General features: G+C 59.3%; 19 protein-coding genes. 12 read left to right on the top strand and 7 right to left on the bottom strand.

The window, feature by feature from the left end; all coding sequences use genetic code 11:
• The first annotated feature begins 6 nt into the window (after positions 1 to 6).
• Complete coding sequence (gene iolG, locus BLW01_RS08795) at positions 7 to 1002, top strand: inositol 2-dehydrogenase (protein ID WP_092569141.1); 996 nt, start codon at positions 7 to 9, stop codon at positions 1000 to 1002.
• Between the two features lie 29 nt (positions 1003 to 1031).
• Entirely contained in the window at positions 1032 to 1835 is an 804-nt protein-coding gene (gene iolB, locus BLW01_RS08800; protein ID WP_092569142.1) for a 5-deoxy-glucuronate isomerase, read from the top strand.
• Between the two features lie 114 nt (positions 1836 to 1949).
• On the opposite strand, the gene BLW01_RS08805 is transcribed toward iolB, so the two are convergent.
• The 4 genes from BLW01_RS08805 to BLW01_RS08820 all read right to left on the bottom strand — a co-directional run bounded on the left by BLW01_RS08805 (position 1950) and on the right by BLW01_RS08820 (position 7041).
• Complete coding sequence (locus BLW01_RS08805) at positions 1950 to 3017, bottom strand: CobW family GTP-binding protein (RefSeq protein WP_092569143.1); 1068 nt, start codon at positions 3015 to 3017, stop codon at positions 1950 to 1952.
• A 78-nt stretch (positions 3018 to 3095) separates the two neighbouring features.
• On the bottom strand, positions 3096 to 4217 hold the full coding sequence (gene aguA / locus BLW01_RS08810; RefSeq protein ID WP_092569144.1) for an agmatine deiminase: 1122 nt from the start codon (positions 4215 to 4217) through the stop codon (positions 3096 to 3098).
• Positions 4218 to 4225: 8 nt separating this feature from the next.
• Positions 4226 to 5572, bottom strand: a complete 1347-nt coding sequence (locus tag BLW01_RS08815) for a Na+/H+ antiporter NhaC family protein (RefSeq protein WP_092569145.1) — start codon at positions 5570 to 5572, stop codon at positions 4226 to 4228.
• A gap of 53 nt (positions 5573 to 5625) precedes the next feature.
• Entirely contained in the window at positions 5626 to 7041 is a 1416-nt protein-coding gene (locus BLW01_RS08820; protein WP_092569146.1) for an aminotransferase, read from the bottom strand.
• 152 nt (positions 7042 to 7193) lie between these two features.
• Here BLW01_RS08820 and BLW01_RS08825 point away from each other — a divergent pair, with 152 nt between their 5' ends.
• Complete coding sequence (locus tag BLW01_RS08825; protein ID WP_092569147.1) at positions 7194 to 8426, top strand: Zn-dependent hydrolase; 1233 nt, start codon at positions 7194 to 7196, stop codon at positions 8424 to 8426.
• A gap of 160 nt (positions 8427 to 8586) precedes the next feature.
• Here BLW01_RS08825 and BLW01_RS08830 read toward each other — a convergent pair whose 3' ends face one another.
• On the bottom strand, positions 8587 to 9417 hold the full coding sequence (locus BLW01_RS08830) for a helix-turn-helix transcriptional regulator (RefSeq protein WP_092569148.1): 831 nt from the start codon (positions 9415 to 9417) through the stop codon (positions 8587 to 8589).
• 239 nt (positions 9418 to 9656) lie between these two features.
• On the opposite strand from BLW01_RS08830, the gene BLW01_RS08835 reads away from it, so the two are divergent.
• From BLW01_RS08835 to BLW01_RS08855, 5 genes are all read left to right on the top strand, one after another.
• Positions 9657 to 10961 (top strand): ATP-grasp domain-containing protein, encoded by a 1305-nt coding sequence (locus BLW01_RS08835; protein WP_092569149.1) that lies wholly within the window; start codon positions 9657 to 9659, stop codon positions 10959 to 10961.
• A gap of 16 nt (positions 10962 to 10977) precedes the next feature.
• Complete coding sequence (locus BLW01_RS08840) at positions 10978 to 13011, top strand: CocE/NonD family hydrolase (RefSeq protein WP_092569150.1); 2034 nt, start codon at positions 10978 to 10980, stop codon at positions 13009 to 13011.
• A gap of 113 nt (positions 13012 to 13124) precedes the next feature.
• Entirely contained in the window at positions 13125 to 14072 is a 948-nt protein-coding gene (locus BLW01_RS08845) for a cobyrinic acid a,c-diamide synthase (RefSeq protein WP_092569151.1), read from the top strand.
• A 94-nt stretch (positions 14073 to 14166) separates the two neighbouring features.
• Positions 14167 to 15351, top strand: a complete 1185-nt coding sequence (locus tag BLW01_RS08850) for a toxic anion resistance protein (protein WP_092569152.1) — start codon at positions 14167 to 14169, stop codon at positions 15349 to 15351.
• Positions 15348 to 16727, top strand: coding sequence for an MFS transporter (locus BLW01_RS08855; protein WP_229806313.1), 1380 nt, complete (start codon positions 15348 to 15350; stop codon positions 16725 to 16727). The genes BLW01_RS08850 and BLW01_RS08855 overlap by 4 nt, the downstream gene beginning before the upstream one ends.
• Here BLW01_RS08855 and BLW01_RS08860 read toward each other — a convergent pair.
• Positions 16697 to 17812, bottom strand: a complete 1116-nt coding sequence (locus tag BLW01_RS08860) for an alkene reductase (RefSeq protein WP_092569154.1) — start codon at positions 17810 to 17812, stop codon at positions 16697 to 16699. The genes BLW01_RS08855 and BLW01_RS08860 overlap by 31 nt on opposite strands.
• Positions 17813 to 17922: 110 nt before the next feature.
• On the opposite strand from BLW01_RS08860, the gene BLW01_RS08865 reads away from it, so the two are divergent.
• The 3 genes from BLW01_RS08865 (at position 17923) to BLW01_RS08875 (ending at position 23086) form a co-directional block, all read left to right on the top strand.
• On the top strand, positions 17923 to 18939 hold the full coding sequence (locus tag BLW01_RS08865) for a YihY/virulence factor BrkB family protein (RefSeq protein WP_229806314.1): 1017 nt from the start codon (positions 17923 to 17925) through the stop codon (positions 18937 to 18939).
• A gap of 63 nt (positions 18940 to 19002) precedes the next feature.
• Positions 19003 to 20694 carry a VRR-NUC domain-containing protein gene (locus BLW01_RS08870; protein ID WP_092569155.1) on the top strand — a complete coding sequence of 564 codons (1692 nt, stop codon included), beginning with the start codon at positions 19003 to 19005 and terminating at the stop codon, positions 20692 to 20694.
• Positions 20687 to 23086 carry an ATP-dependent DNA helicase gene (locus BLW01_RS08875; protein ID WP_092569156.1) on the top strand — a complete coding sequence of 800 codons (2400 nt, stop codon included), beginning with the start codon at positions 20687 to 20689 and terminating at the stop codon, positions 23084 to 23086. The genes BLW01_RS08870 and BLW01_RS08875 overlap by 8 nt, the downstream gene beginning before the upstream one ends.
• On the opposite strand, the gene BLW01_RS08880 is transcribed toward BLW01_RS08875, so the two are convergent.
• A complete protein-coding gene (locus BLW01_RS08880) occupies positions 23074 to 24906 on the bottom strand; it encodes a monovalent cation:proton antiporter-2 (CPA2) family protein (RefSeq protein WP_092569157.1) in 1833 nt (610 codons plus the stop codon). The two genes, BLW01_RS08875 and BLW01_RS08880, sit on opposite strands and share 13 nt — an antisense overlap.
• Before the next feature lie 177 nt (positions 24907 to 25083).
• Here BLW01_RS08880 and BLW01_RS08885 point away from each other — a divergent pair, with 177 nt between their 5' ends.
• Positions 25084 to 25263 (top strand): PLDc N-terminal domain-containing protein, encoded by a 180-nt coding sequence (locus tag BLW01_RS08885; protein WP_092569158.1) that lies wholly within the window; start codon positions 25084 to 25086, stop codon positions 25261 to 25263.
• Positions 25264 to 25893: the final 630 nt, after the last annotated feature.

The raw sequence follows: 25893 nt of genomic DNA on the forward strand, positions 1-25893 counted from the left end.
GCCTTCATGAAACTTGCACTGATAGGGGCGGGGCGCATCGGCAAGGTACATGCTGCCACCATTGCCGACCATCCAGAGGTGGCGCTTGCCGCCATCGCCGACTTCCACCATCCTGCAGCGGAAGCGTTGGCTGCGCAGTATGGAAGCCGGGCCATGGATGTCGAAGCGATCATGGACGATGAAACAATCGATGCGGTATTGATCGCTTCCAGCACTCCCACTCATGCTGATTACCTTGAACAAGCGGCCAGGGCCGGCAAAGCCATTCTGTGTGAAAAACCGATTGCCCTGGATTTGACCCGCACACGTGAAGCATTGCAGGTACTGGAAGCCAATCCCGTGATCTGTGCGCTGGGCTTCAACCGTCGGCATGATCCTCAATTCAGCGCCTTGAAAGCATCGCTCGATGCCGGCCGTATCGGAGCATTGGAAACCCTTACCATTATCAGTCGTGATCCCGCCCCGCCGCCTTCCGACTATGTCGCGGCGTCCGGGGGGCTGTTTCGTGACATGACGATTCATGACTTCGATACGGCTCGCTGGCTGCTGGATGAAGCCGTCACTCATGTATATGCCTCGGGGAGCTGCCTGATCGACCCAGGCATAGGTGATGCCGGTGATATCGATACAGCGATGATCACTCTGACGACAGCTAGTGGCCGGCTCTGCCATATCAACAACTCGCGCCGGGCTTGCTATGGCTACGATCAGCGCATTGAAGCTTTTGGCAGTGCAGGCATGCTGCAGGCCCAGAACGAAAGCGAGACGCGGCTGCGTTTCACGGGGGAGCCCGGTCAGGTCGAAGAGACGCCCAAATGGTTCTTCCTGGAGCGCTATGCCACGGCCTTTCGCCATGAAATCGATGATTTCTTCCGTGCCTGGCGAGATGACGATACACCGCTGGCAGGCGCTCAGGATGGCCTGGCGGCACTCATGCTGGCCGAAGCGGCAGAACGCTCGCTGCGAGAGGGGCGCTGTGTGGCGCTGACCGAGATCCATTAATTGACATGACGATATAGATGGAGGGAAAAATGTCATCACTTCTCGTCCGCCCCCATGCCCCGGATGATCAGGGAATCGTACTCGACATCACGCCGGAGTCCGCAGGCTGGGAACATGTCGGTTTTCGACTCCATAAGTTGTCTCCCGGTCAGACGATCGAGGCACATACCGGTGGTCGTGAACACTGTTTGGTGCTGGTATCCGGTCGAGCGACAGTGTCATGCGGTGATCACCAGTGGGAGAACATCGGTGAACGCATGGACGTGTTCGAGAAAGTACCGCCCTATGCTGTCTATCTGCCCGATGGTGTCAGCTACCACGTCGAGGCGACTACGGAGCTGGAGTTGGCGGTCTGCAGCGCACCAGGGCAGGGAAATCATGAACCCCGTCTGATCTCGCCCGAGCAGATCAAGCGCAGTACGCGAGGAGTCGGCAGCAATACCCGGCATATCCAGGATGTGCTGCCGGAAACCGAACCTGCTGACAGTCTGCTGGTGGTGGAGGTGTATACACCGGCCGGCAACTGGTCGAGCTATCCGCCGCACAAGCACGATCAGGACAATCTGCCACACGAATCCCGGCTCGAGGAGACCTATTATCACCGAGTGAGCCCCTCACAAGGGTTTGCCTTCCAGCGTGTCTATACCGATGACCGCAGCCTCGACGAGAGCATGGCTGTGGATGATGGCAATGTCGTATTGGTGCCGTATGGCTATCACCCGGCCGGGGTACCGCATGGCTACGAGTTGTATTACCTGAACGTCATGGCAGGACCCAAGCGCGTCTGGAAATTCAACAACGATCCGGATCACCAGTGGCTGCTGGAAACCTAGTTCGTAGGCGTGTGCTCTCCGCACCGGCGTCATTTGGGCGCTACTTTACCCCGTCGTCAGTCAGGCGGGGTTTTCTTGGCTTATAGCGTCGGCGACTTGTGTGGGCATCGTTAATCATGGCCCATCGCGCCTATCCGGCATCGGATGATGGAGGGAACGTAGAGTCTCTTCAACGACCTCCCGATCGATGTCCCGGGTGATGAACACCAGTCGCGAGCGATGATCGTCGCTCGGCCAGGCCGGCAGTGGTGTCGGGGGATGGAAGACGTGTTGTACGCCGTGGATGGCGAGTGGGTGTTCGCGGCCTTCGACATTCAGGAGTCCCTTGACGCGCAGGATGTTGCTGCCGATGAACGCCGTCAGTTCGTCGATCCAGGCCGTCAGCCGGTCCTCCGGGATCGGCGTATCGATGGCAAAGCAGAAAGCCTTGATGTGGTCGTCATGACGATTGATATCGTGGTCGTGATGATGTTCCTCATGGTGGTGTGTCTCGTGCTCGGCATAGGCTTCTTCATTCAGCCACTGTTCCACATCCGGTACTTTGCCTGAGGTCGAAAACGGGCCCAGATCCAATAGTTTGGCTGCGTCGATATGGCTATGGTCGATTTCCCAGCGGGGCGCGGCGGGGTTGATCCCATCGAGACGTCGGTATAGGTCGGTACGCTGTTCGGCGGTGGTCAGGTCGGGTTTAGCCAACAAAAGGCAGTCGGCCATCGCCGCCTGTTTAACGGCTTCGCTGTGGTGATCGAGGCTGTGTTGTCCCGTTGCCATGTCGAGAACCGTCACGATGCCATCCAGTCGGTAACGATCGGCGACCTGGGAATGTGTCATCAGCGTGTGCACGATCGATGCGGGATCGGCGAGCCCCGTGGTTTCGATCAGGACCCGGCGGAACTGGCGTTGCCCCTGGCGGGAAAAACGCCAGGTGATGTCGCGCAAGGTCTTGACCAGATCGCCCCGGATGTTGCAACACAAGCAGCCGCTGCTCATCTCCATGACCATGTTCTCGGTGCTATGGGCAACCAGCATATGATCGAGCGGTATCTCGCCGAATTCGTTGATGATCACCAGGGCATCGGCCAGGTCGGGCTGGCTGACGAGTTGGTTGAGCAGAGTCGTCTTGCCGGCACCGAGAAACCCGGAAAGGATGGTCACCGGGATCGGTGGGTGAGTCGGGCGCATCGGTTCGCTCCTCGTACCTGACAGCGGATCTCCCTCGTAGTGTACGGCATCGAGCAAGCGCCTTGTTCCACGACGACATCACACGCTCGGCTGCTGTTGGGTGATGCAGTGAATGTTGCCGCCTCCAAGCAAAATCTCGCGGGCCGGCACGCCAATGACGCGGCGATCGGGAAACAGGGCTTGAAGACGTTTGCGGGCGTCATCGTCGTGGGCCGGGTCGAGCAGCGGCATGACAACCACCGAGTTGCCGATATAGAAATTGACGTAGGAGGCCGCCATGCGATCACCGGGCTGACGTGGGTAGGAGCTGTTGAGCCGGTCGATGCCACTGGCTTCTTCCTCGGCGATATGCAACGGGCCGGGCTGGGTGAACTTATGCACCTTGAGTGAACGACCGCGGGCATCAGTGCTGTTTTCCAGTAACTCCAACGCTTGGCGGGAAATGGCGTGTTGCGGGTCGTTTTCGTCGTCACACCACGTCAGGGCGACTTCGCCGGGTGCCACGAAACAGCACAGGTTATCGACGTGACCATCGGTCTCGTCACGATAACATCCACGCGGCAGCCAGATGACTTTCGTGACGCCGAGGTACTCCCGTAACACCTGTTCCATTCCGGCTTGGTCGAGTCCCGGATTGCGATTGGGGTTGAGCAAACATTCCCGAGTGGTGATCAAGGTCCCTTCGCCATCGACATGAATGGCGCCGCCTTCCAGCACCACCGGTACCTCGAAACGGGGAATGCCCAGTATCTCGGCGATCTTGCTCCGGATGCGCCGGTCCTTGTCCCAGGGGAAATAGAGCCCGCCCTCGAGGCCACCCCAGGCATTGAACTGCCAGTCGACCATGGCCAGATGCCCATCGGGGGAGGTCAGAAAGGTCGGCCCGACATCGCGCATCCAGGCATCGTTATTGGAAAGTTCCACCACACGGACCGATTCGGGAAGTTGGTTACGGGCATTTTCGTACTGCTCGTCGTTGACACCCACGAAGACGGTTTCGCTGTCTGCGATGGCACTGGCCACGTCGACGAACGCCTGCTGAGCCGGTTTGGCACCATAACGCCAGGTGTCCGGTCGTTGCGGCCACAGCATCCAGCAGGCCTTGTGCGGGGCGAACTCTGCCGGCATGGAAAAGCCTTGTGATGCCGGCGTTTCAGCCGGCAACGAGAAAGCAGTGGAGGATAGAGAGTTGGTTGTCATGGTGTGTCTCACATGTGGCCCGCAATCAGGAATACAACAATGGCCAGGACGGCCGCAATCAAGGCATAGGGTAATTGCGTCAGCGCGTGGGCCATGGGGGTACATCCACTACCTTGGGCAGATAGTACCGTGGAATCGCCATAGAAGCAGGTATGGCTGCCGAAGGCGCTGGCGGAAATCAGCGAACCGATCACCAGAGGCATGTTGGCGTCCACGCTCGCGGCCAGAGGCAACACGATCGGCATCGCCACGGCGAACAGGCCCCAGAAAGAGCCGGTGGCGAAGGCCAGAAAGGCCATGGTGACGAAAACCACGGCAGGCAGCATGCCGGCCGTCATCATCGGCTTCATGGTGGCGATCACGTATTCGGTGAGGCCCAGCAGGTCGTTGACTTCCTTGAGGGTAAAACCGGCCACGAGCGTGCCCAGTGGCATGATCATCGACTTGAAACCTTCCAGCGCGGTATCGAAGGTGTCGTGGAAGCTCAACAGGCGCTGGCTGAAAATAAGCACCAGCATGACTGCGAGGGCCACGATCACGCCACGCAGGATATCGATCTCGAAATACCAGGTGAAGCCGATGAGTGCAGCGATCGGCAGCAGGAAATTGAGCAGGTGAGGGCGACGCTTGCCGTCGTCCTCGGCTTCCAGCGCGGCATCGTCGACGCCGTCCGGCATGATCTGCCCACCGGCGGCACGTTGTTCTGCGGCTCGCATGGGGCCCAGGGCCGGAATGGCACCGACGGCAACCAGCGGGACCAGAATCGCGGCAATCCAGGCGTAGAACATGTAGGGAATCGCTTGCAGATATACTCCCATGCCGTTGTCGGCAACGCCGTTCTCTTCCAGCAGGCCGGCGAAGAACACCGCCCAGGTGGAAATCGGCACCAGGATGCAGATGGGGGCTGCCGTGGAATCCACGACATACGCCAGCATTTCACGCGAGACCCGGAAGCGGTCGGTGATCTTCTTCATCGAGGCGCTGATCGCGAGGGCGTTGAGGTAGTCGTCGATGAAGATCACCAGACCAAGTAACCAGGTGGTCAGCAGACTGCGACTGCGAGTATGGATACGGCGGGTGATGACGTCGCCGAAGGCCAGTACGCCGCCGGTCTTGACCAGTAGCGCGATCAGGCTACCGAACAAGCCGCAGACCAGGATGATCCAGGTGACGGTGTCATCGCCAAGCACGGCCAGCAGGATATCGGATCCCTGGGAAACGACGGCAGTCGGGTCGACCATCAACAGGCCGACCAGGGCACCGGTGAACAGCGATTCGATGGTGCGGCGCGTGACGATCGCCATGCCCAGCACCACCAGCGTGGGAAACAGGCTCCATAGCCCATAGTTGTCCATGGTTGTCTCTCTTGTCGTTGTGTCGGGAGCGAGGGTCGGATTGTGTCAGGTGGCTATAGGTAACCGTCGTCCTTGAGCGTTTGCGATGTGGCGGCCAGGGACTCGTCGAGGATGTCGACCACGCGATCGACGACGTCACGGTCCCAGATCAGCGGTGGCGAGACGATGTTGAGATGGCCGACCGGGCGGATGATCAGCCCACGCTGCTGCGCTTCAAAGGCCACCCGATCGCCGACGCGTGCCTCCACCGGGAGAAGCGCCTTGCTGGTCTTGTCGGCGACGTTCTCGATACACAGCATGAAATGGCTGCCGCGGATATCGCCGACCGTTTCATGATGAGCGAGAGTCTTCAGCCGTCGTTCCAGGTAGGGACCGGTCTCGCGCACGTTGTCGCAGATGCCTTCGCGCTCGATGATCTCGATGTTCTTCAGCGCGGCGGCGCAACTGACGGGATGACCGGAATAGGTGAAGCCGGTACTGAGCACGCCGCCGGGCCCCTGGGGCGTGGAAAGCACCTCGTAGAGCTCATCGGAGATCAGCGTGGCGCCTAGCGGTGCATAGCCAGAGGAGAGCCCCTTGGCGACGTTGATGATGTCGGGTTGGGTGTCGAAGACCGCTTCCGAGGCAAAGAAATGACCCAGGCGGCCGAAGCCGGTGACCACTTCGTCGGCGATGTAGAGGATATCGTTGGCTCGGCACACCGCCTGCATGCGCGCATGGTAGCCATCGGGGGCGACCAGCACGCCGCCGGCACCCATGATCGGTTCGGCAATGAAAGCGGCAATATTGTCGGCGCCGATTCGCTCGATCGTTTCTTCGAGTTCGCTGACCAGCGAATCGCAGTAGTCGGCCTCGCTCATATCCTCTGGACGGCGATACAGGTTGGCTTCGCTGAGGTGGGTCACCAGATGGTCGAGGGTGTCGAAGTCCCAGTTATTGCTCTTGATACCGGTCAGGCTGGCAGCCAGGTAGGTCGTGCCATGGTAGGCATTGTTACGCGAAAGAATGCGTTTCTTGTGCGGCTTGCCGACTCGGTTGAAATAGTAATGCACCAGCCGGATGGTGGCGTCGTTGGCGGCTGAACCGCCACAGCTATAGAACACATGGTTGAGATGCGCAGGAGCCAGTTCGGCGAGCTTGGCGGCAAGCTCCGCTGCCGGGGCGTTGGACAGGTTGTTGAACGTCGAGAAATAGGCCATGCGAGTGGCCTGATCTGCCATTGCCTGACCTATCTCGCCCCGCCCGTGGCCGACATTGACGCACCATAGACCGGCAATACCATCGATATAGCGATGGCCATACGCGTCTTCGACATAGATACCATCGCTATCGGTAATCAGGTCACACCCCTGTTCGTGGAACAGGCTGAAATCGGTGAACGGGTGGATGAAGTGGTCACGATCTTTTTGCCAGAGTGACTGGACATCCTCTGATTGCGACGGATGCGATCTTGATATGGGAGCATTCATGGTCTCGGCCCTCGTGTTGTCGGAATGGAGTCAGGGTCGAGTGCACCCTAGCGGGTATTCCATGAGCGGCCATATATCCCGATTGGGGTATATCGCCATTGCTGGGTGTCTATCTAGAGTCGTTGTCGAGCTGACAATGGGAGACCATGACAATGACGATCACGATTGATCCCCAGCGACTTTGGGAGAGTTTGATGGCCATGGCGGAGATCGGCCCCACCGAAAATGGTGGCAGTTGTCGCCTGGCCTTGACCGATGAGGATGCTGCCGGGCGTCGCCTGTTCATGGAGTGGTGTGAAGCGCTGGGATGCACGGTGCGCATCGACCGAATCGGCAATATGTTCGTTCGTCGGCTCGGACGTCAGAACGATCTGGACCCGGTGGGTATCGGAAGTCATCTTGATACCCAGCCCAAGGGCGGGCGCTTCGACGGTGTATTGGGCGTGCTGGCCGGACTGGAAATCTTTCGCACCCTGCAGGACCAGCGCATCGTCACTGAGCGACCCCTTGAGTTGGTGGTCTGGACCAATGAGGAGGGCAGCCGCTTTGCACCGGCGATGGTTGCTTCCGGTACCTATGCGGGGCGTTTCAGTGTCGAGTCGACCCTGGCGCGACGCGATCGCGACGGCGTGACCCTGGGGGACGCGCTGGACAATATCGGGTTTGCAGGCGAGCTGCCGGTCGGGGAGCCCCGCTTTGCCAGTTTCTTTGAGCTGCACATCGAACAGGGACCGGTGCTCGAAGCGGCTGGTGAGTCGATCGGTGTGGTCACCGGCGTGCAGGGCATGCGCTGGTTCGATGTCACCTTGAGCGGGCAAGCGGCTCATGCCGGACCGACACCGATGCACTCACGCCGGGATGCGTTGGTAGCCGCAGCACGGCTGATCGATCGGCTTCAGGCGCATGCGTGCCATGATCCCGATGGCGACAGCCGGGTCACGGTGGGTTGCCTGGAGATCGACGCACCGTCACGCAACGTGATCCCGGGCAAGGTCTCACTGACCGTGGATCTGCGTCATACCGTGGAGAGCGAGCTTAATGCCCTTGAGACGACCTTCGAAAAAGAGCTGGCAGCCGTTGGAGAGACCTTCGACGTGGCAGTTCATAGCGACAGGATCTGGCAGTCGCCGGTGGTCCATTTCCACTCTGGCTGTATTGATGCCATTGAGCAGGCAGCGAAGCGTCACAGCATTCCGTACCAGCGCATGATGAGTGGTGCCGGGCATGATGCCGTCAATGTATCGCGAGTTGCCCCCACCGCGATGATCTTTGTGCCCTGTCGCGACGGCATCAGCCACAATGAAGCCGAGTATACCTCGCCTGAGCACTGTGCAGCCGGGACGCAAGTATTATTGGAGGCTATGCTCGAGCGGGCCGGCACATGAGAAGCGTGTATGCCCACGAGAGCCGATAGGCTTCGCTATCGCTTGAAACACTGAGGAAAATCATGCTGTGAAAGAGGCTGGCTTTCGACACTGTCGATCGCTTGCCGATGTCATGCTGACGCATTGCCGTGAGGAGTGCCTCCCTGTGGGCGGCACTTGCCTAACGTTGCTGTCGCGATACCAGTGCCACATGGTCGAGGAACAGGCGGAACAGTTGCGACTGGCTGGTGACCGCTAGCCGCTGATAGATGTGTTTGCGATGGACTTTCACTGTGCCGTCACTGATGTCGAGCTCCCGAGCTGCCGATTTGGTGGAATGGCCGGCCAATAGCAATCTGACGATATCCCTCTCCCGATCCGTGAGCGCTTCACGGCCGAAACTCTCGAAGGCGGTTTCTACCGGCGCCTGAGCATTCAGCTGGGCCTGAAAAGTACTGCGCTGCCACTTCCAGAATTCTCCCAGCAAGCTTTCGATTACCGGTGCGATGTGACGCAGCGCCTGAAGGTCGCGATGCTTCAACGAGGGAGCATCCTGTCGAAACCCGAGCGAGACCACGATGATGGTGTCGTCGGCGACGCGGGCGAAGATACCGACCTCATCCGCCAATCCCAGTGCCCGGTAGTAACGATGATAATAGTCACTGGCTTCGAAGCGATCCGGAGCCAGTTCTCTCAGGCGATGCGCGCCTTTCTCCAGCCCTTCACGTACCGCACTGAAAAAGGGATCGAGCAAATAGGCTTCGCTGAGATAGCGCTCGATACCCTGTTCTCGGCGGTGCGCCGGGTAATCGTCGTGAATCAGTAGCGGACGCTGACGCCCCTGATACGTGTTGATGAGTATGGAATCAAACCCGACCAGATCACGAAGGACCCGCTCCAGCATGGCGGGAAAACTGAGCGACCCGGCCGCCTGGATCAGTCGAGCCAGAGACTGATGCCAGGTCAGGCTGGCAGGACTGGCGAGGAGGTCGGTTGGTGCGGCGATCGGCATGAGGGGCAGGGCATGTTGTTGAACACTATGGGAACCGTTTCAGTCTATCACGGCCGATGATGGGAACTGTCCATTCGTATTTGGACTTTACACAAACGCAGTTCTCATCTCGACACGCCGTATTGTCAGGGTGGTTCGTATGACTGGACTATGCTAAGTCAGTAACGGGCCGGTGCTCGGTGGCAGGGGTATCAGCCCATGTCATATCCCTGATGACATATTCCAGCGAGGAGACGGTCATGAGCGTGAAAAAGCATATCTTCGTCGTCGGCCTGAACGAGTTCAATCTCCATCGGTTGAAGCAACTGCGTGGTGTCGAGACATGTGAATTTCATGGCGTCATCGACCCCGCGGCCGTCTATGAGACCGAGGTGTTCGATATCGACAGTATGCTCAAAGAGGCAACGGCTCATCTCGAGGCCCATGAAGGGAATATCGATGCCATCGTCGGATACATGGATTTCCCGGTCTCGACCATGCTGCCGATTCTTTGCGAGCGTTTCGGTACGCGAACGACATCGCTGGAAAGTCTGCTCAAGTGTGAACACAAATACTGGAGCCGAACCGTTCAGCGTGAGGTGATACCCGATTTCATCCCCGCATTCACCGCTTTCGATCCATTTGACGATGATGCCCTGGTGAAAATCAGTGATGCCGGGCTGTATTTTCCCTTCTTCATCAAGCCGATCAAGTCCTCGGGCTCACGTCTGGGGTTTCGCATCGACAGTCCCGAGGATTTCTATCAGGCGATCGAGCGGCTGCGAGCCGAGATAGGGCTGATTGCCGACCCTTTCAATACCGTACTCGAACAAGCCAGGTTGCCGCCGGATATCGCCGCCGTCGACGGGCATTTCTGCATGGCTGAAGAAATCATCGGTGGCTGGCAATGCACCGTCGAGGGCTATGTGTTCGACGGTGAGGTCGTCAGCTACGGGATCGTCGATTCGTTGCGCTATCCCCATGTACTGAGTTTCTTCCACTACCGCTATCCGTCGGGGCTACCCGATCCCATTCAACGCAAGATGACCGAATTGACGGCGACGGTCATGCAACACATCGGCTACGACAACGCCGCTTTTAATGTCGAGTACTTCTGGGACGAAGTCCAGGATCGTATCTGGCTGCTGGAAATCAACACTCGCATTTCGCAGTCCCATTGTGACCTGTTTGCCAAGGTGGACGGCGCCAGCCACCAGCAGGTCACCGTCGATCTGGCCCTGGGCAAGCGGCCGGATATGCCACATCGCCAGGGACGGTATCCGATGGCGGCCAAGTTCTTCTATCGGGTATTCTTTACCGATGCCGTAGTGGCACGTGTACCGGACGCCGATGAGATCGCCGCACTGGAAAATGAATTTCCCGGCACGGTGATTGATCTGCAGGTCACCGAGGGACAACGGCTGTCGGAACTGCCCGAGCAGGACAGTTACAGCTATGCCTTGGCGTATATCTGGATGGGCGCGCAGGATGAAACGGCCCTGTTGGCGAATTACGAACGGTTGGCCGAGCAACTCTCCTTCGCGTTCGATGACATTATCAGTTAGCCGTGGAGAGCCGTGAATGCATATTGTGGATACCTTCCCCCGACAAGTGGTCGAGGAGGAAACCTGGATTCCGCTCCGGGATGGCACGCAACTGGCAGCGCGTATCTGGCGGCCGTCCGACGCGGAAGCCGACCCTGTACCGGCGATCCTCGAGTACTTGCCGTACCGCAAACGCGATTTGACCGCCGAACGTGATTCGCTGACTCATCCGTACTGGGCAGGGTATGGCTATGCCGGTGTGCGCGTCGACATTCGCGGAACCGGTGAGTCCGATGGCGTATTGACCGACGAGTATCTGCAGCAGGAACTCGATGACGGTGTGGCCGTTCTGGAATGGCTTGAAAAGCAACCCTGGTGTACCGGTGACGTCGGGATGGTGGGTATTTCCTGGGGGGGATTCAATGGACTACAGATTGCTGCCATGGCTCCTCCTCAACTCAAGGCGGTGATCACACTGTGTTCCACCGATGATCGTTATGCGGACGATATTCACCATATGGGAGGGTGTCTGCTGGCCGATAATCTCTCCTGGGCGTCGACGATGTTCGATGGCAATGCGTGCCCCCCGGATCCCGCGTTGGTCGGTGAGCGCTGGCGTGATATGTGGCTGGAGCGGCTTGAAGGTAGTGGCCTGTGGCTCGCCAAGTGGCTTGAACATCAGCGACGCGATGCCTACTGGAAGCATGGTTCGGTATGCGAGGACTTCTCGCGTATCCGCTGTCCCGTCTATGCCATCAGTGGTTGGGCCGATGGTTACTGCAATGCCGTGTTCCGTCTACTCGAAGGATTGGAGGTACCGCGAAAAGGTCTGGTGGGGCCGTGGGCGCACAAGTATCCCCATCTTGGTGTCCCCGGTCCGGCCATCGGGTTTCTACAGGAGTCATTGCGCTGGTGGGATCATTGGCTCAAGGGAAAAGAGACCGGGATCATGGACGAACCGATGCTGCGTGTATGGATGCAGGAGTCGGTTCCTCCCTCGGCGCGCTACGAACAAAGACCGGGGCGTTGGGTCGCCGAGCCGGTTTGGCCGTCGCCGAATAGTCAGCCCGTGACCTATCGGCTGACCGTCGGACACGATCTGGTCGATGAGTCCACGCAGCCGGTTGTCGATGACGAATCGACCCTGACGATTCGCTCTCCACTTTCGGTCGGCCTCTATGCGGGGAAATGGTGCTCTTACAATGCACCGCCGGATCTGCCGCATGACCAGCGTGATGAAGACGGTGGTGCTCTGATCTTTCAGACTCATCGTCTGGAGGAACCGCTCGAGATCTGCGGCCAGCCGGAAGTGGAACTGGAGTTGGCCGCAGATCAACCGGTCGCGATGGTGGCCGTGCGCTTGATCGATGTCGCCGAAGACGACAAGGCCACGCGAGTCTCGTATGGTCTGCTCAACCTCACTCATCGCGTCAGTGACGAGCATCCTGCGCCGCTGCAAGTCGGGAAGCGCTATCGTGTTCGGGTGGCGCTCAAGCATATCGCTCAGCAGTTCCCTGCCGGGCATGCCATTCGCCTGTCGATTTCCACCAGTTATTGGCCGTTGGCATGGCCGTCGCCGCGACCTGTGACGTTGACCGTAACGCCTGGACAAAGCCGGCTAATTCTACCGGGTCGCGCTCCCAGGCCCGAGGAGGATGACTCGCTTCGCCCCTTCGAGGCACCGGAAGGTGCGCCGCCCCTGGCGAAGACGCTGATCCAGCCGACCCAGGAAACCTGGCGGGTGGTTCGTGACCTGGCCAATGACCAGACCATGCTGGAGGTCATCAATGACGAGGGGGCTTATCGGCTGGACGACATTGGCATGGAGATCGCCGTGCGTGTCACCGAGCGGTACAGCTATGTGCACGGCCATTACGACAGCGTCACCGGATGGACGGAATGGAAACGCAGCTTCCGTCGCGGTGATTGGTGTGTCAAAACCTTGACACGGACCCGTATGACCAGTGATGCCGAATCGTTTCGTTTACGTGCGACGCTGGATGCTTACGAAGGGGAAACCCGGGTCTTCTCCAAAACCTGGGATGAAACGCTGCCGCGCGATCTGGTATGAAGGCCTGCCGATCATTTTCATCGTGGTAGTGACGATGACGGTAGTCTTCGGCGCTCATTTCGTGTAGTTCTACACACAGGATGTCACTTTCAGGGGCGCGAATCGCACTGATTATGCTGGAGTTTCTGCAAGGATTTGCCTACGGGCTGTTTCTGACCTGCATTCCCTGGTTTCTGGTGGGCATGGTGAGTCCCTCGCTGGCCTTGCCCACCGAGCGTCCGAACCGGGTGCAGGTCGGGGTGCGTTATTGGCTGTTGTTGCCCTTCATCGCTTTCTTGTTGTGGCTGACCTCGTTGTGGGGCGGTTTCGGCCCCAGTCTCTGGGGTTGGTTATGTGGCTTGATTGCCGTGGCCGTGGAGATTCCGCTGGAACGACGTTGGCGTCGTGGGTGGAAGCGATTCCGACATTGGCGTCGGGAAATACGCCAGAGAGACGAGCGTGCCCGTGAGCAAGCCCAGCGCGACAGTGAAGCCCGGGAGACCGGTTCGGCGGTGCTCGATCCTGATCATCCGCCGACGGATGCCGATGACGTCGTCATGGCGCTATGCCACGCCAAACAGGCACTGCTCGAAGCGGGCCGTCAGGATCTGGCGGCTCAAGCGGATCGTCTGTTCAGCCGATACCGACATGTACTGACGTTGATCGAGAGCCGTTTCGATGTCAGTGAACTGGCTTATGAGCGCTCATGTCATCTCATTACCGAAGTGTGTCTGGGAGCGGTGGATACACTGCATGACATGGCGTCGCAGGCCAGTAGTGTGTCAGGGGTGGACAGTGAGTTCGTGCAGCGTCGCCTCGACCAGGAAAGCCACCGCTTGACGGTCGCTGAACGCGTTGCCCTCAAGCGCAGGTTGCAATTGGTGGAAGAGACCGAGCGCCACCTGCGTGACCTGTCGGCGCGCAATGAATCGGCCTTGACCGCCCTCGATGATACGGCGGTGGCGATGGCCAGGCTCGATACCGGCCGTACCAAGGCCAAAGTCGGCGCGGACCAGGCGCTTGCCGAACTGCGTCGCTTCATTGATCGGGCGCCACGATACGGACGTCGTCATAGAGGGTAACACCGTTGCACGGCGACAGATGCATGACCGCCCTGCCATGCGCTAATGTTCACGATAGGTAACAGGTAACTACCGAGTGCCGGGAAACGATGCCATGCGAGACGAGGCCGGGGTGCCCCCCGACAAGCAGTTGGCGCTACCGCCTGTAGAGCGGATCGCCGAGGATCTGGAGCAGCATGAGGCGCACGATCAACCGCCCGATGAAGAGGCACGACTGGAGGCCGAGGCCGATGCGTACGTGGAACGGCTGATCGGCGAGGAACAGTCTTCGAGTGCCGAACACCGCCGCCGGACGGTCGATGAAATGGGGTTGGAAACCCAGCGCCGTGCCGCCCACCAGAGTGCCATGTTGCAGACACCGCTGCGCAAACTGGCCCAGCAGAGCGACGACGGTGGACCAGTGGCCAAGGCACTGGTCGACCTGCGGGGGCGGATGCATAATCTGGATCCCAACCGTCATGATCTTACCCAGCGGGGTCTGGACAAGGTCATTGCCTGGATGCCCGGTGTCGGGAACCGTTTGCAGCGCTATTTCCGCAAGTTCGAAAATGCCCAGGATGCCCTGGATGCGATCATCGCCGATCTGGAAGGTGGGCGCGATATGCTCGATCGCGACAACCTGACTTTGGCCGATGACCAGGAGGCATTGCAGGAGGTCATCCAGGAGCTGCGACATCAGATTGCGCTCGGCCAACGCATCGATGAGCGCCTGACGAAGGCCGCTGAATCCCTGGAGGCCGAGGATGGCCGGCGCACCTTCATCGAGGAGGAACTGCTGTTTCCCCTGCGTCAGCGCATCGTCGATCTTCAGCAGCAACTGGCGGTCAGCCAGCAAGGCGTTCTGGCCCTGGAAGTGGTGATTCGCAACAATCGTGAACTGATGCGTGGCGTGGACCGAGCCATCAATGTGACTGTCTCGGCGCTGAGCGTCGCCGTCACGGTTGCCTTGGGCCTGGCCAACCAGCGCCTGGTGCTGGAACGTGTCGAGTCGATCAATCGCACGACCTCCGACATGATTACCGGTACGGCCAAGGCACTGCGCAATCAGGGGGTGGATATTCAGACGCGAGCGTCTTCGTCGATGCTCGACATGCAGTCTCTGGAGCAGGCCTTTTCGGATGTCATGGCTGCGCTGGACGATCTGGCCACCTATCGCCGTGATGCCTTGCCCAAGCTCAAGGCGCAGATCGATCGTCTCGATACGCTGGCCGGGCAGGGAGAGGAGGCCATCGACAAATTACGCCAGGGCAACCGGGCCGATCCGGGGGATGACGTGTGACGGCACCGAGCGCTTCACCGGTAACGCGCGCGTCACGCAAGGAGATCCTGGGATGGGCAATGTTCGACTTTGCCAACCAGGCTTACACCCTGCTGATCATAACGGTCGTCTTCGGTGAACTCTTCACCACGGTGATCGTTGGCGATCGTGGTGGCAACTATCGTCTGGCCAATTTCCTCTGGAGCCTGGCACTGGCCGTCAGCTATCTGATGGTCGTGCTCACGGCACCCGTGTGCGGGGCAGCCATGGACGCCCATGCTGCCAAAAAGCACTATCTCTTCATCAGTTATCTGATCACGGTAGCGACGACGGCCATGCTGTATTTCGTCGCCCCCGGTTATGTGGTGCTGGGTTTCCTGTTGATCGTCGTATCGAATTATGCCTACTCCATGGGGGAGTCCTTCATCGCCGCATTCCTCCCTGAGCTGGGACCGCCGAGTGACCTGGGCAAGATCTCCGGCTTCGGGTGGTCGCTGGGATATATCGGTGGGTTGTTTGCCGCCGGCTTCACGCTGATGGTCCTTGGTGAAGCAACCGCGGAGAATTTCGATCGGATCCGTTGGGTCGGGCCGTTTGCTGCCGCGTTTTTCCTGGTGGCCGCCCTTCCCACGTTCCTGTGGCTGAAGGAGCGGGGAGTCCCGCGGCCTCATCTTGCAAATGCCAGTTACTTGACGGTAGCCCGTCGGCGTATCGCGTCTACGCTCAGGGAGCTACGTGAATTCCGTGATCTGGCCGTATTCCTGGTGTCGTTGCTGTTCTCCATGGCGGGGATTTACATCATCATCGCCTTCGCCTTCATCTATGGTGCCCAGGTGATCGGTTGGGACGAGTCGGTCCGCAATATCATGTTCATCATCGTGCAGATCACGGCCGCGGCGGGGGCACTGGGGTTCGGATTCATTCAGGACCGTATCGGGGCGAAACCGACCTATATCGGCACCTTGCTGCTTTGGATAGCGGCGATCATCGCTATCTGGGGGACACCGACCGTGACGGCATTCCTCAATGCGGCACTGGGGATGGATATGGAGGCCCAGCACTTGTTCCTGGCGGTGGGGACCCTGGCGGGACTGAGTCTGGGATCGAGTCAATCCGCTAGCCGTGTGCTGGTCGGGTTGTTTTCCCCGAACGGCAAGTCAGCGGAGTTTTTTGGCTTCTGGGGGTTGGCCAACAAGCTTGCCGGCGTGTTCGGCATTATCGGGTTGGGGGTCTTGCAGTCCCTGGTGGGCTTGCAGACGTCGATTCTCCTTTGTGCCGCCCTGTTCATCGTGGCGGTATTGATCTGTCTGGTCGTGGATCAGCGGCGGGGTGAGAACGCCGCCCGCACATGGCGGGCGGCAACCGATCAAACGGCATCGTCTTCCAGGAACGGGTAATCCGTGTATCCCTTGGCATCGCCGCCGTAGAAGGTGCTCTCATCCCACTCGTTGAGGGGGGCACCGCGCCGGAAGCGCTCCGGCAGATCGGGGTTGGCAATGAATGGACGTCCGAATGACACCAGGTCAGCCAGGCCTCTGCCGATACGCTCGCGGGCTTCTTCCGCGCTGTAGCGACCATTGCCGATGTAGGCGCGACGGAAGGACGAACGCAGGGCATCGATGATCTCTTCGTGTCGCCCATTGGCGTGGTTGCCCTGGAAGGAGTCTTCGATCACTTCCAGAAACGCGATACCGCGTTCGTTCAAGGCCTTGGCGAAGGCGGAGAAGGTCTCCTTGGGATTGGCATCATCCATGTCGTTGAAACTACCGGTCGGGCCGATGCGCACGCCGACACGTTCGGTACCCCAGACGTTGATCACGGCGTCGATCACTTCCAGCGGCAAGCGCATGCGATTCTCCACCGAACCGCCGTACTCGTCGGTGCGCCGGTTGCTGTGGGTACGCAGGAATTGGTCGAGGAGATAGCCATTGGCACAGTGCACCTCGACACCATCGAAGCCGGCACGCTTGGCATTTTCGGCTCCATGGCGGTACTGGGCGACGATATCGGGCATCTCGTCGATTTCAAGTGCGCGCGGCTGCAGCACGTCGACCATGCCGGATTCTGCGCTGATGAACGTCTTGGCCCCTTCCGGCTTGATGGCCGAGGGTGCAACGGGAATCTCGCCATTGGGTTGCAACTCCGGGCGCGAGATCCGCCCGACATGCCAGAGTTGAAGATAGATACGTCCTCCGGCGGCGTGTACGGCCTCGGTGACTTGTTTCCAGCCTTCGACTTGTGCCTCGGAATGAATGCCGGGAGTGAACGCGTACCCCTTACCCTGAGGCGAGACCTGGGTGGCCTCGGCAATGATCAGGCCGGCACCGGCGCGCTGGCGATAATATTCGGCATTCATGGCATTGGGGACATCACCCGGCTGACTGGCGCGGGAGCGGGTCAGTGGTGACATGATCACCCGGTTGGGAAGCGTCAGATCACCCAGGTCGAAGGGAGTGAACAGAATATCGTCGGATTGTGTCATGAGGGAAACCTCCTGGAGACATCAGTCGAAATGAAATATTCGCTGACTAACGGTTAATGGCGGAAATATTAGACCGGTCGTCTAGTCCTGTCAAAATCGAAGGATGGGCAGTGCTGCTGATTCGGTGTCATGATACGGGCAAGAAACGGATACAGGGCGCCTACATGAAGGACAACGAACGGCGACAACACGGCCGTGAGGCAGCCCAGCCGACCAAGATTCCACGGGCCGGTTGGAGAGATATTCTGTGGCGTATGCGTCGGGAACTGGCCAGCGACGATATCACCATGTTGGCGGCCGGTGTCGCCTTTTATGCGCTGTTGGCACTCTTTCCCGCCATCGCGGCGCTCATCGCGCTGTGGGCACTGGCGTTCGATCCTGAACAGATGGCCGGGCATATCGGTGATCTGGTGCGTTTCACCCCGCCGGGTGCGGCTTCGATCATTCGCCAGCAGGCCAATGACGTCGGTAGCAATACCGATGCCGGCCTGAGTGTCACCGCCATACTGAGCCTGTTGATCGCCATTTTTATCGCCTCCAAGGGGATTCGGGGGCTCATCAAGGGATTGAATGTCGTTTACGGTGAAGCCGAGAGGCGCGGCTTTCTGCGGCGCTCCATTACGGTGGCGACCCTGACGGTAGGCTTGCTGATCATGACACTGGTCACCATCGCTTTCATCACGCTGTTTCCTCTGGTGATCCAGCATCTGGGGCTTGCCCGGCCCTGGGTCACTGTGATCGGGCTCATCCGTTGGCCGGTATTATTGCTGGTCATGATCTGTACGACTGCCGTTTTATATCGGTTCGGGCCTTATCGTCGGTCACCACGCTGGGAATGGGTCAGTCCCGGTACGCTCCTGGCGACGGTCCTTTGGGTACTGGGCTCACTGGGCCTGTCGGCCTATATGCGGCACTTCCCGGTCTTCAACCAGGTGTATGGTTCATTGGGGGCGGTCGTCGGCCTGTTGCTATGGTTCTGGTTGTCCGCGTTTTTTGTGCTGCTGGGTGGTAAGCTCAACGCGACGGTGGAACACCAGACGCGCCATGACACGACTGTCGGGTCCTCTCGACCGATGGGCAAACGCGGCGCGTATGTGGCAGATACGCTGGGTGAAGAACACCCGTGAGAATACGATGCTGGGGCACGCCGGACATTGTCGAGAGTGCCGTCGTGTTGCTATCATGGATAAATGAACAGTACATTGCGTAGCATTCCGGTCACGGCGTCGCTGGACGACCCCTTCTACTACCTGCGCAATTTCCATTTCGTGCTCGATTGGGTCGCCGAGCGCTACGATGACTTGCTGACCGACAGCGAGCACGAATTCATCGGGATATTCACGTCCCTGCCGCGTACGTCTCAGGCCTTGATGGCTCGCATGGTCATGCGCAAGGGCGTGCATTTCCGCACTTCCCGGCTACGCTACGCGGAAATCGGTGACCCGGCGCCCTGTGTCACGTCGTTGGCTGAGGCCGGTCTGGTAACCCTGGATCCCGAGCTGGATACGGCAACGCTGCTGCCTCTGGTAACGGTGGGCGAATTGCGTCAAGCGCTGGGCGACACTCTGGCGGCTGCGGGTGTGCCGGGGACAGCCTCGAAAAAAGCGATGTCGGAGACGTTGCTGGCCTCAGATCTCGAGGCACGATGCTGGTCCGCCTGGTGGCCACAGGCACCCGATGGCCTCGTGAAACTGGAGCATGAGGCATGGTTCGAGCGTTTGCGCCTGATGTTCTTCGGCAATTTTCGTCAGGACTGGTCGGAATTCGTCCTGGCCGAGCTGGGGATCCAGCGCTTCGAATCGGTTCCGTTGTCACGAGAGTCGCGAGCCTTCGCTTATCGCGAGGAAGTGGAGCGTTACTGTCAACTGCAGCATTTGCGCGAACGTCTCGATGCTGGAGAAGCACCCGAGCGACTTCACGAGAGTCTGCCTGCCGAGCCATATGCCAATACCTGGCTGGATTCGCGCCGTGAACGAGTGGCTTTCCGCCTTGCCCGCGAAGCCGAGCGCCAGGGCGATACGGGAACGGCGATGGCCATCTACCCTGATTGTCGGCACCCCGAAGCACGTGTCCGTCAATTGCGCGTGATGGAGCGTCAAGGCAATTACGAGCTCGCCTATCAGCTAGCGAGTGATGCACTGGTTTCTCCACGCAACGAGGCAGAGGTGCAACATCTCGAGCGACTGATGCCTCGATTGTGTCGACGTCTTGGCAGGCCCCTTCCTGCCCGCATGAACGCTGGCCGGTCCGACGCGGTGGATCGGTTGGCATTGACGCTTCCGGTGACACCCAGCGTGGAGTGGGGCGTGGCCACCGCACTGCATCATGACGAGGCGCCAGTCTACTATGTCGAGAATACCCTCTTTGGCGCATTGTTCGGTTTGCTTTGCTGGGACGCCATCTTCGCTCCCCTGCCGGGCGCGTTTTTCCACCCTTTTCATACCGGGCCGTCGGATCTTTATCGCGGCGATTTCGTCGCCCGCCGTGAGTCGCTCTTTGCCGAGTGCCTCGGCACTCTCGACGTTGGGACCTATCGCCAACGCATCCTCGATACCTATCAGGCCAAGAAGGGCATCGCATCGCCATTCGTGCACTGGGATGCGATTGATGAAACGCTACTGGAGCATGCCTTGCATTGTATGCCCGCCGACCATCTCAGGCGCTGTTTCGAACGTATGCTCGTCGACCTCAAGGCCAATCGTGCCGGATTCCCGGATCTCATCCAGTTCTGGCCCTGCCAGCAGCGGTATCGTCTGATCGAGGTCAAGGGGCCGGGGGATCGGCTGCAGGACAATCAACGCCGTTGGCTGGCATTCTTCCAGCAGCATGACATGCCGGCAGTGGTCTGCCATGTCACATGGCAGGAAAGCGACCATGCGTGACGGTGCTCGTGACGATGTCGGCTCGGTGGAGCCGGATGACGCGCCCCTTGTGTATCGGGTGGCTGTGCGGTCGTTGTGTGAGTTCACGGCCAAGACCGGTGATCTGGATCATCGTTTCACACCGACGCCTTCTGCCCAGGAGGGTGTCGCCGGCCACGCTCGGGTAGTGGCCCGTCGTGACCATGATTACATGGCGGAACTGCCTCTCTCGGGGGATTACGTGCCTGCCGGTGAAGCGGATAGTGAACTGCATCGCCTGATCGTGACCGGGCGCGCGGATGGCTACGATCCGGATTCCAATCGTCTTGAGGAGATCAAGACCTACCGTGGCCGTCTGGATCGTCTGCCCGATAACCAGCGAGCCCTGCATTGGGCCCAGGTTCGCACCTATGGAGCGTTATTGTGCCGACGCCATGGCCTGTCATCGGTCACGCTGGCGTTGGTCTACCTGGATCTGGGGACCGATCGTGAGACGGTATTGACCGATACCGTCGACGCCGTATCGCTCGAGGGTGAATTTCAGCAGCGGTGCGATACTTTCCTGGCATGGGCATGCCAGGAAGCGAGGCATCGGCAACAGCGTGACCAGGCACTGACAAGACTGACGTTTCCCCACACGTCGTTTCGTACCGGTCAACGCTCACTGGCGGAGTCGACCTTCAAAGCGGCGGGTACCGGTCGGTGTCTACTGGCGCAAGCGCCGACCGGCATCGGCAAGACATTGGGAACACTCTTTCCCATGCTTATGGCCATGCCGCGCCAAGCAGTCGACCGCCTCTTTTTCCTGAGCATGAAGACATCCGGGCGCGCATTGGCGCTGGATGCGCTGGCGCAACTGGCGGGTGGGAGTGACTCCAGCGTATCGACACCATGGCGCACGCTGGAGCTGATCGCCCGCGACAAAGCCTGCGAACATCCTGACAAGGCCTGCCACGGTGAGGCCTGCCCGCTGGCGGCCGGCTTCTATGACCGTTTGCCCCAGGCACGTCAGGCCGCCCTGGATGGGGCTGGCATCCTGGACCGCAATGCGGTGCGCGAGGTAGCGCTGGCCCACGATATTTGCCCCTACTATCTCGGTCAGGAACTGGCTCGCTGGTGTGATGTGATCGTGGGGGACGTCAACTACTACTTCGACACCAGTGCCATGCTGTATGCACTGACACTGGCGAACGATTGGCGGGTTACCGTGCTGGTGGATGAGGCGCACAACTTGGTGTCCCGAGGCCAGGGGATGTACAGCGCCACGCTCGATCAGAAGCGTCTCAATAGGTTGCGCCGCACCACGCCTGCCGGTGTGTCCCGGCCATTGGCGCGAGTGGCACGACAGTGGGCGGCCTTGGTCAAGCAAGTGAAAGCGGAGGCAGGGACATCGGCCACGGCGGAGGCGACCTACCGGGTACTATCAGCGTCGCCTGATACCTTGTTACGAGGACTGTCACATGTCGTTGCGGCTATCAGCGACTACCTGGGGGAACATCCTGAGGCGGCCGATCCCGAGCTCCAGACCTTCCTGTTCGATACCATGCATTTCACGCGTCTGGCCGAATCGTACGATGAAAGACACTCCTTGTTCGATCTGACCTGGCAGGGACGGGGAAGCTCACAATTGTGTCTACGCAACCTGGTGCCGGCCGATTTCCTGGCGCCGCGATTGGCCAGGAGCCATAGTACGGTGCTGTTTTCGGCAACGTTGAGTCCGCAGCGATACTATCGCGATCTGTTGGGACTGCCGACGAACACGGTCTGGGTGGAGGTGGAGTCACCTTTCGAGGCTTCCCAGCTTGATGTGAGAATCCGGCGGGATATTTCGACTCGTTATGCTCATCGAGAGGCGTCGGTCGATCCTATCGTAGCGACCCTAGCCGAGCAGTATCATCGCATGCCGGGCAATTATCTGGCGTTCTTCAGTAGCTTCGCGTACCTGGAGAGTGTCGCATCGCGTTTCACTGCCCTGCATGCCGACATTCCGCAATGGCGACAGTCGCCGTGCATGGATGAGAGGGCGCGGGAAGCGTTCCTCGCACGTTTCACTCCCGGCGGCAAGGGCGTCGGTTTTGCCGTATTGGGCGGTGCGTTTGCTGAGGGCGTGGACCTCACCGGTGACCGTCTCTCCGGTGCCTTCATTGCGACGCTGGGGCTGCCTCCCTGTGATCCCATCAACGAGCGGTTGAAGCATTGCCTGCAGGCGCGTTTCGGCCAAGGGGCTGATTATGCCTATCAGGTGCCGGGGCTCACCAAGGTCGTGCAGGCCGCAGGACGCGTGATACGTGGCCCCGAGGAACAGGGTGTAGTGATTCTAATGGACGATCGTTTTGCCCGAACCGATGTCATGGCCATGATGCCGCAGTGGTGGCGATTGAGTGAGCGCCTGTCCTCGCGTCACGTTTCATGACGTGCCCCCGAAGACATTGAATGATCGGGTGCTCTGGTGGTGACCTCTTCATCGGCTTCGTATAGCGTTTCCAATTCCCGAGCTGCTTCCTGAACGGTCTGGATCTGTTTCTTCTCGTTGCCGAACACTTCTAGCTGACGCAACAGGGCCTGTTCATCGTGGGGGCGGAAGGTATCGATGGTGTGTTGCGCCTTGTCGGGTGCAATTCCCAGCTCGATCAACACATCCCGAGTCAGTTCCAGGCTGGCCGGCAACAGCTCCCGGATCAGGTGGGATACACCCGCCCGCATGAGCAACTGGGCATGGTAGCGATTGCGTGCCCGGGCATAGATCTTCAAGTGTGGAAACTGCCGCTGAACGCGTTCGACGATGCGCATGGAAGGTTCGATATCGCCCACGGCGATGACCAGCACTCGCGCCTTGTCGGCGCCGGCGGCACGCAACAGGTCGATACGCGAGGCATCACCGAAATAGACCTTGTTGCCGTATCGACGGACGAATTCGACGTGGTCGGCATTGATATCGAGTACGGTATAGGGAATCTTCAGGCCCTGTAGTGCACGGCCCATGATCTGGCCGAAGCGACCGAATCCGGCGATGATGATTTGCGGCGACTCATCCTCGGGCCGGTCATAGTTTGGTTGAGAATGCGGCTTGCGGAACAGCGGGCGAATCCAGCGAGCGTGGATCATGAACAGTACCGGCGTTGTCGCCATGGAGAGCGATACGACCAACACCAGCAAGTTGACCAGGTCGTCAGCCAACAAGGCCGCTGCACCGGCTGCCGTGAGTAGTACGAAGGCGAACTCGCCGCCTTGTGACAGCAACATGCCGAGATTCAGTGCATCACGCCAGCTGCTGCCGAATAGACGTGCTGCCAGCACCATGCTGAGGCCTTTGGTGAGCAGCAGGACAAGCGTCAGGCCGCCAATCATGAGCGGTGCACTGCCGAGAAGATCGATTTGCGCCGTCATCCCTACCGCCATGAAGAACAGTCCGAGCAGCAAACCGCGAAACGGTTCGATATCAGCTTCGATGTTATGACGGTATTCGGAGTCCGCCAGCAGCACCCCGGCAATGAAGGCACCAAGCGCCATGGAGAGTCCGGCGAGCTCCATCAGGAGTGCCGCACCGATAACCACCAGCAGTGCTGTGCCGGCGAAGACTTCGCGACTCTGGGTGCCGGCTGCCAGCCGGAACAACGGGCGCAACAGGTAACGTCCGCCGATGATCAGGCCGGCAAACGCGCCAGTGGAGATGACCATCTCATGGATCAATGGCATGAGGCCGTTGGCCATCAGCGAATCGGTAGCCAGAATCGGAATGGCGGCCAGTACCGGAATCGCCGCCAGGTCCTGGAACAGCAACAGGGCGAACGCGTTGCGGCCATGACGGGTCTGTAATTCCTTACGCTCCCCCAGGAGGTGCAGTACCAGAGGGGTCGAGCACAACCCCAGACTGAAGCCGACCACAAGTGATGCGACGGGTGGCAAGCCTAGCGACCAGGCGCCGAGGGACAGCAACAGGGTGGTGATGGCGACCTGGAGGGTGCCAAAACCGAAGACGGTTTTGCGCATGACCTTCAGCCGCGCAGGTTTGAGCTCCAGACCGATCACGAACAACAGGAAGACGATACCGACCTGGGAAAATTGCAGGACGCCTTCAGCATCGGGTACCAGACCCAGGAGGGATGGGCCGATGACGACACCCGCCACCAGATAGCCGAGCACCTCACCCAGGCCGAGCCATTTGAATATCGGGACGATAAGTATCGCCGCTGCCAGGAAAATCAGGATATTGAGTAGCAGATCGATAGCCACTGAGACTCTCCTTCAGTCAACGGGATCCCCTGAGGCGATTAGTGAGGACGGGGGAGAATTCTACCTCAGGTTGTCGCCTCCGTACCTAGCAAAAGATGGGCCAGGTATCGTCGGCAGAGTTAACTGCTATGCTGAACAAGCGCGGGATAACCTCTCTACGGCATAAGGAGTATGCTCATGGGAATCGAAGTGAGTGGTCTGCTGGGCCTGGTCTGGTTGATCATCATCATCTGGGCGATAGTCAAGACCGCCAAGAGTGCAGCGGGTACGCTCGCCAAAGTGATCTGGATCGTGGTGCTGCTGGTCTTCCCCCTGGTCGGTCTGATCATCTGGCTGCTTTTTGGACCCAAAGGCTAGCGTCGCTCGAAATAGCGACACGACGACAAGAGCGAGGCACCGACCTCGCCCTTGTCATGGGTCGGGATGTCGTAGATCAGGGAAGTGCGGTAATTATCGCGAGGGATCCCTGTAGTGCCCGGGGATCTTGAGCTTTTCTCCGTTAGGCAGATCACGAACCTGCGTCGGTACATAAATGCGTTTGATGACGCTCTTCGGTTTGTTCATGTCCTGCTCTTCTCTTGAGTCTCCTTGATGGCTCATGGCATTTCATCCTGATCCTGTGCGACACACCGGTGTCCCGGTCGGTGGCGCTGGTGGTGACAGCGTCGAGCATCGCAGAAGGGGGCTCGACACGTTTACGTACCGATGGCAGAAATTCTGCGCTCATGATGTGGGGACATGCAAGTACCCGCCTGGTCTTGATCCATGGCGAGTATCAATAGATGAGAGTGCTGGTGCTTATACGGTCTGATCCGGGATCTCTCCTCGGTGAGGTTCTGTGATTTTCGGTATCTTCGGTTATCATTCGCTAACATGGTGAAAGGTTTGGACGTGTCGTGACAAACATGGTCCATTAAGATGACGCCAGGCACTGGCCGGATACATTGTCACTTTCTGTGTCGGTGTCAACCACTGATGTGCAATAGG

The sequence above is a fragment of the Aidingimonas halophila genome (assembly GCF_900106955.1).
Taxonomy (GTDB): Bacteria; Pseudomonadota; Gammaproteobacteria; order Pseudomonadales; family Halomonadaceae; genus Aidingimonas; species Aidingimonas halophila.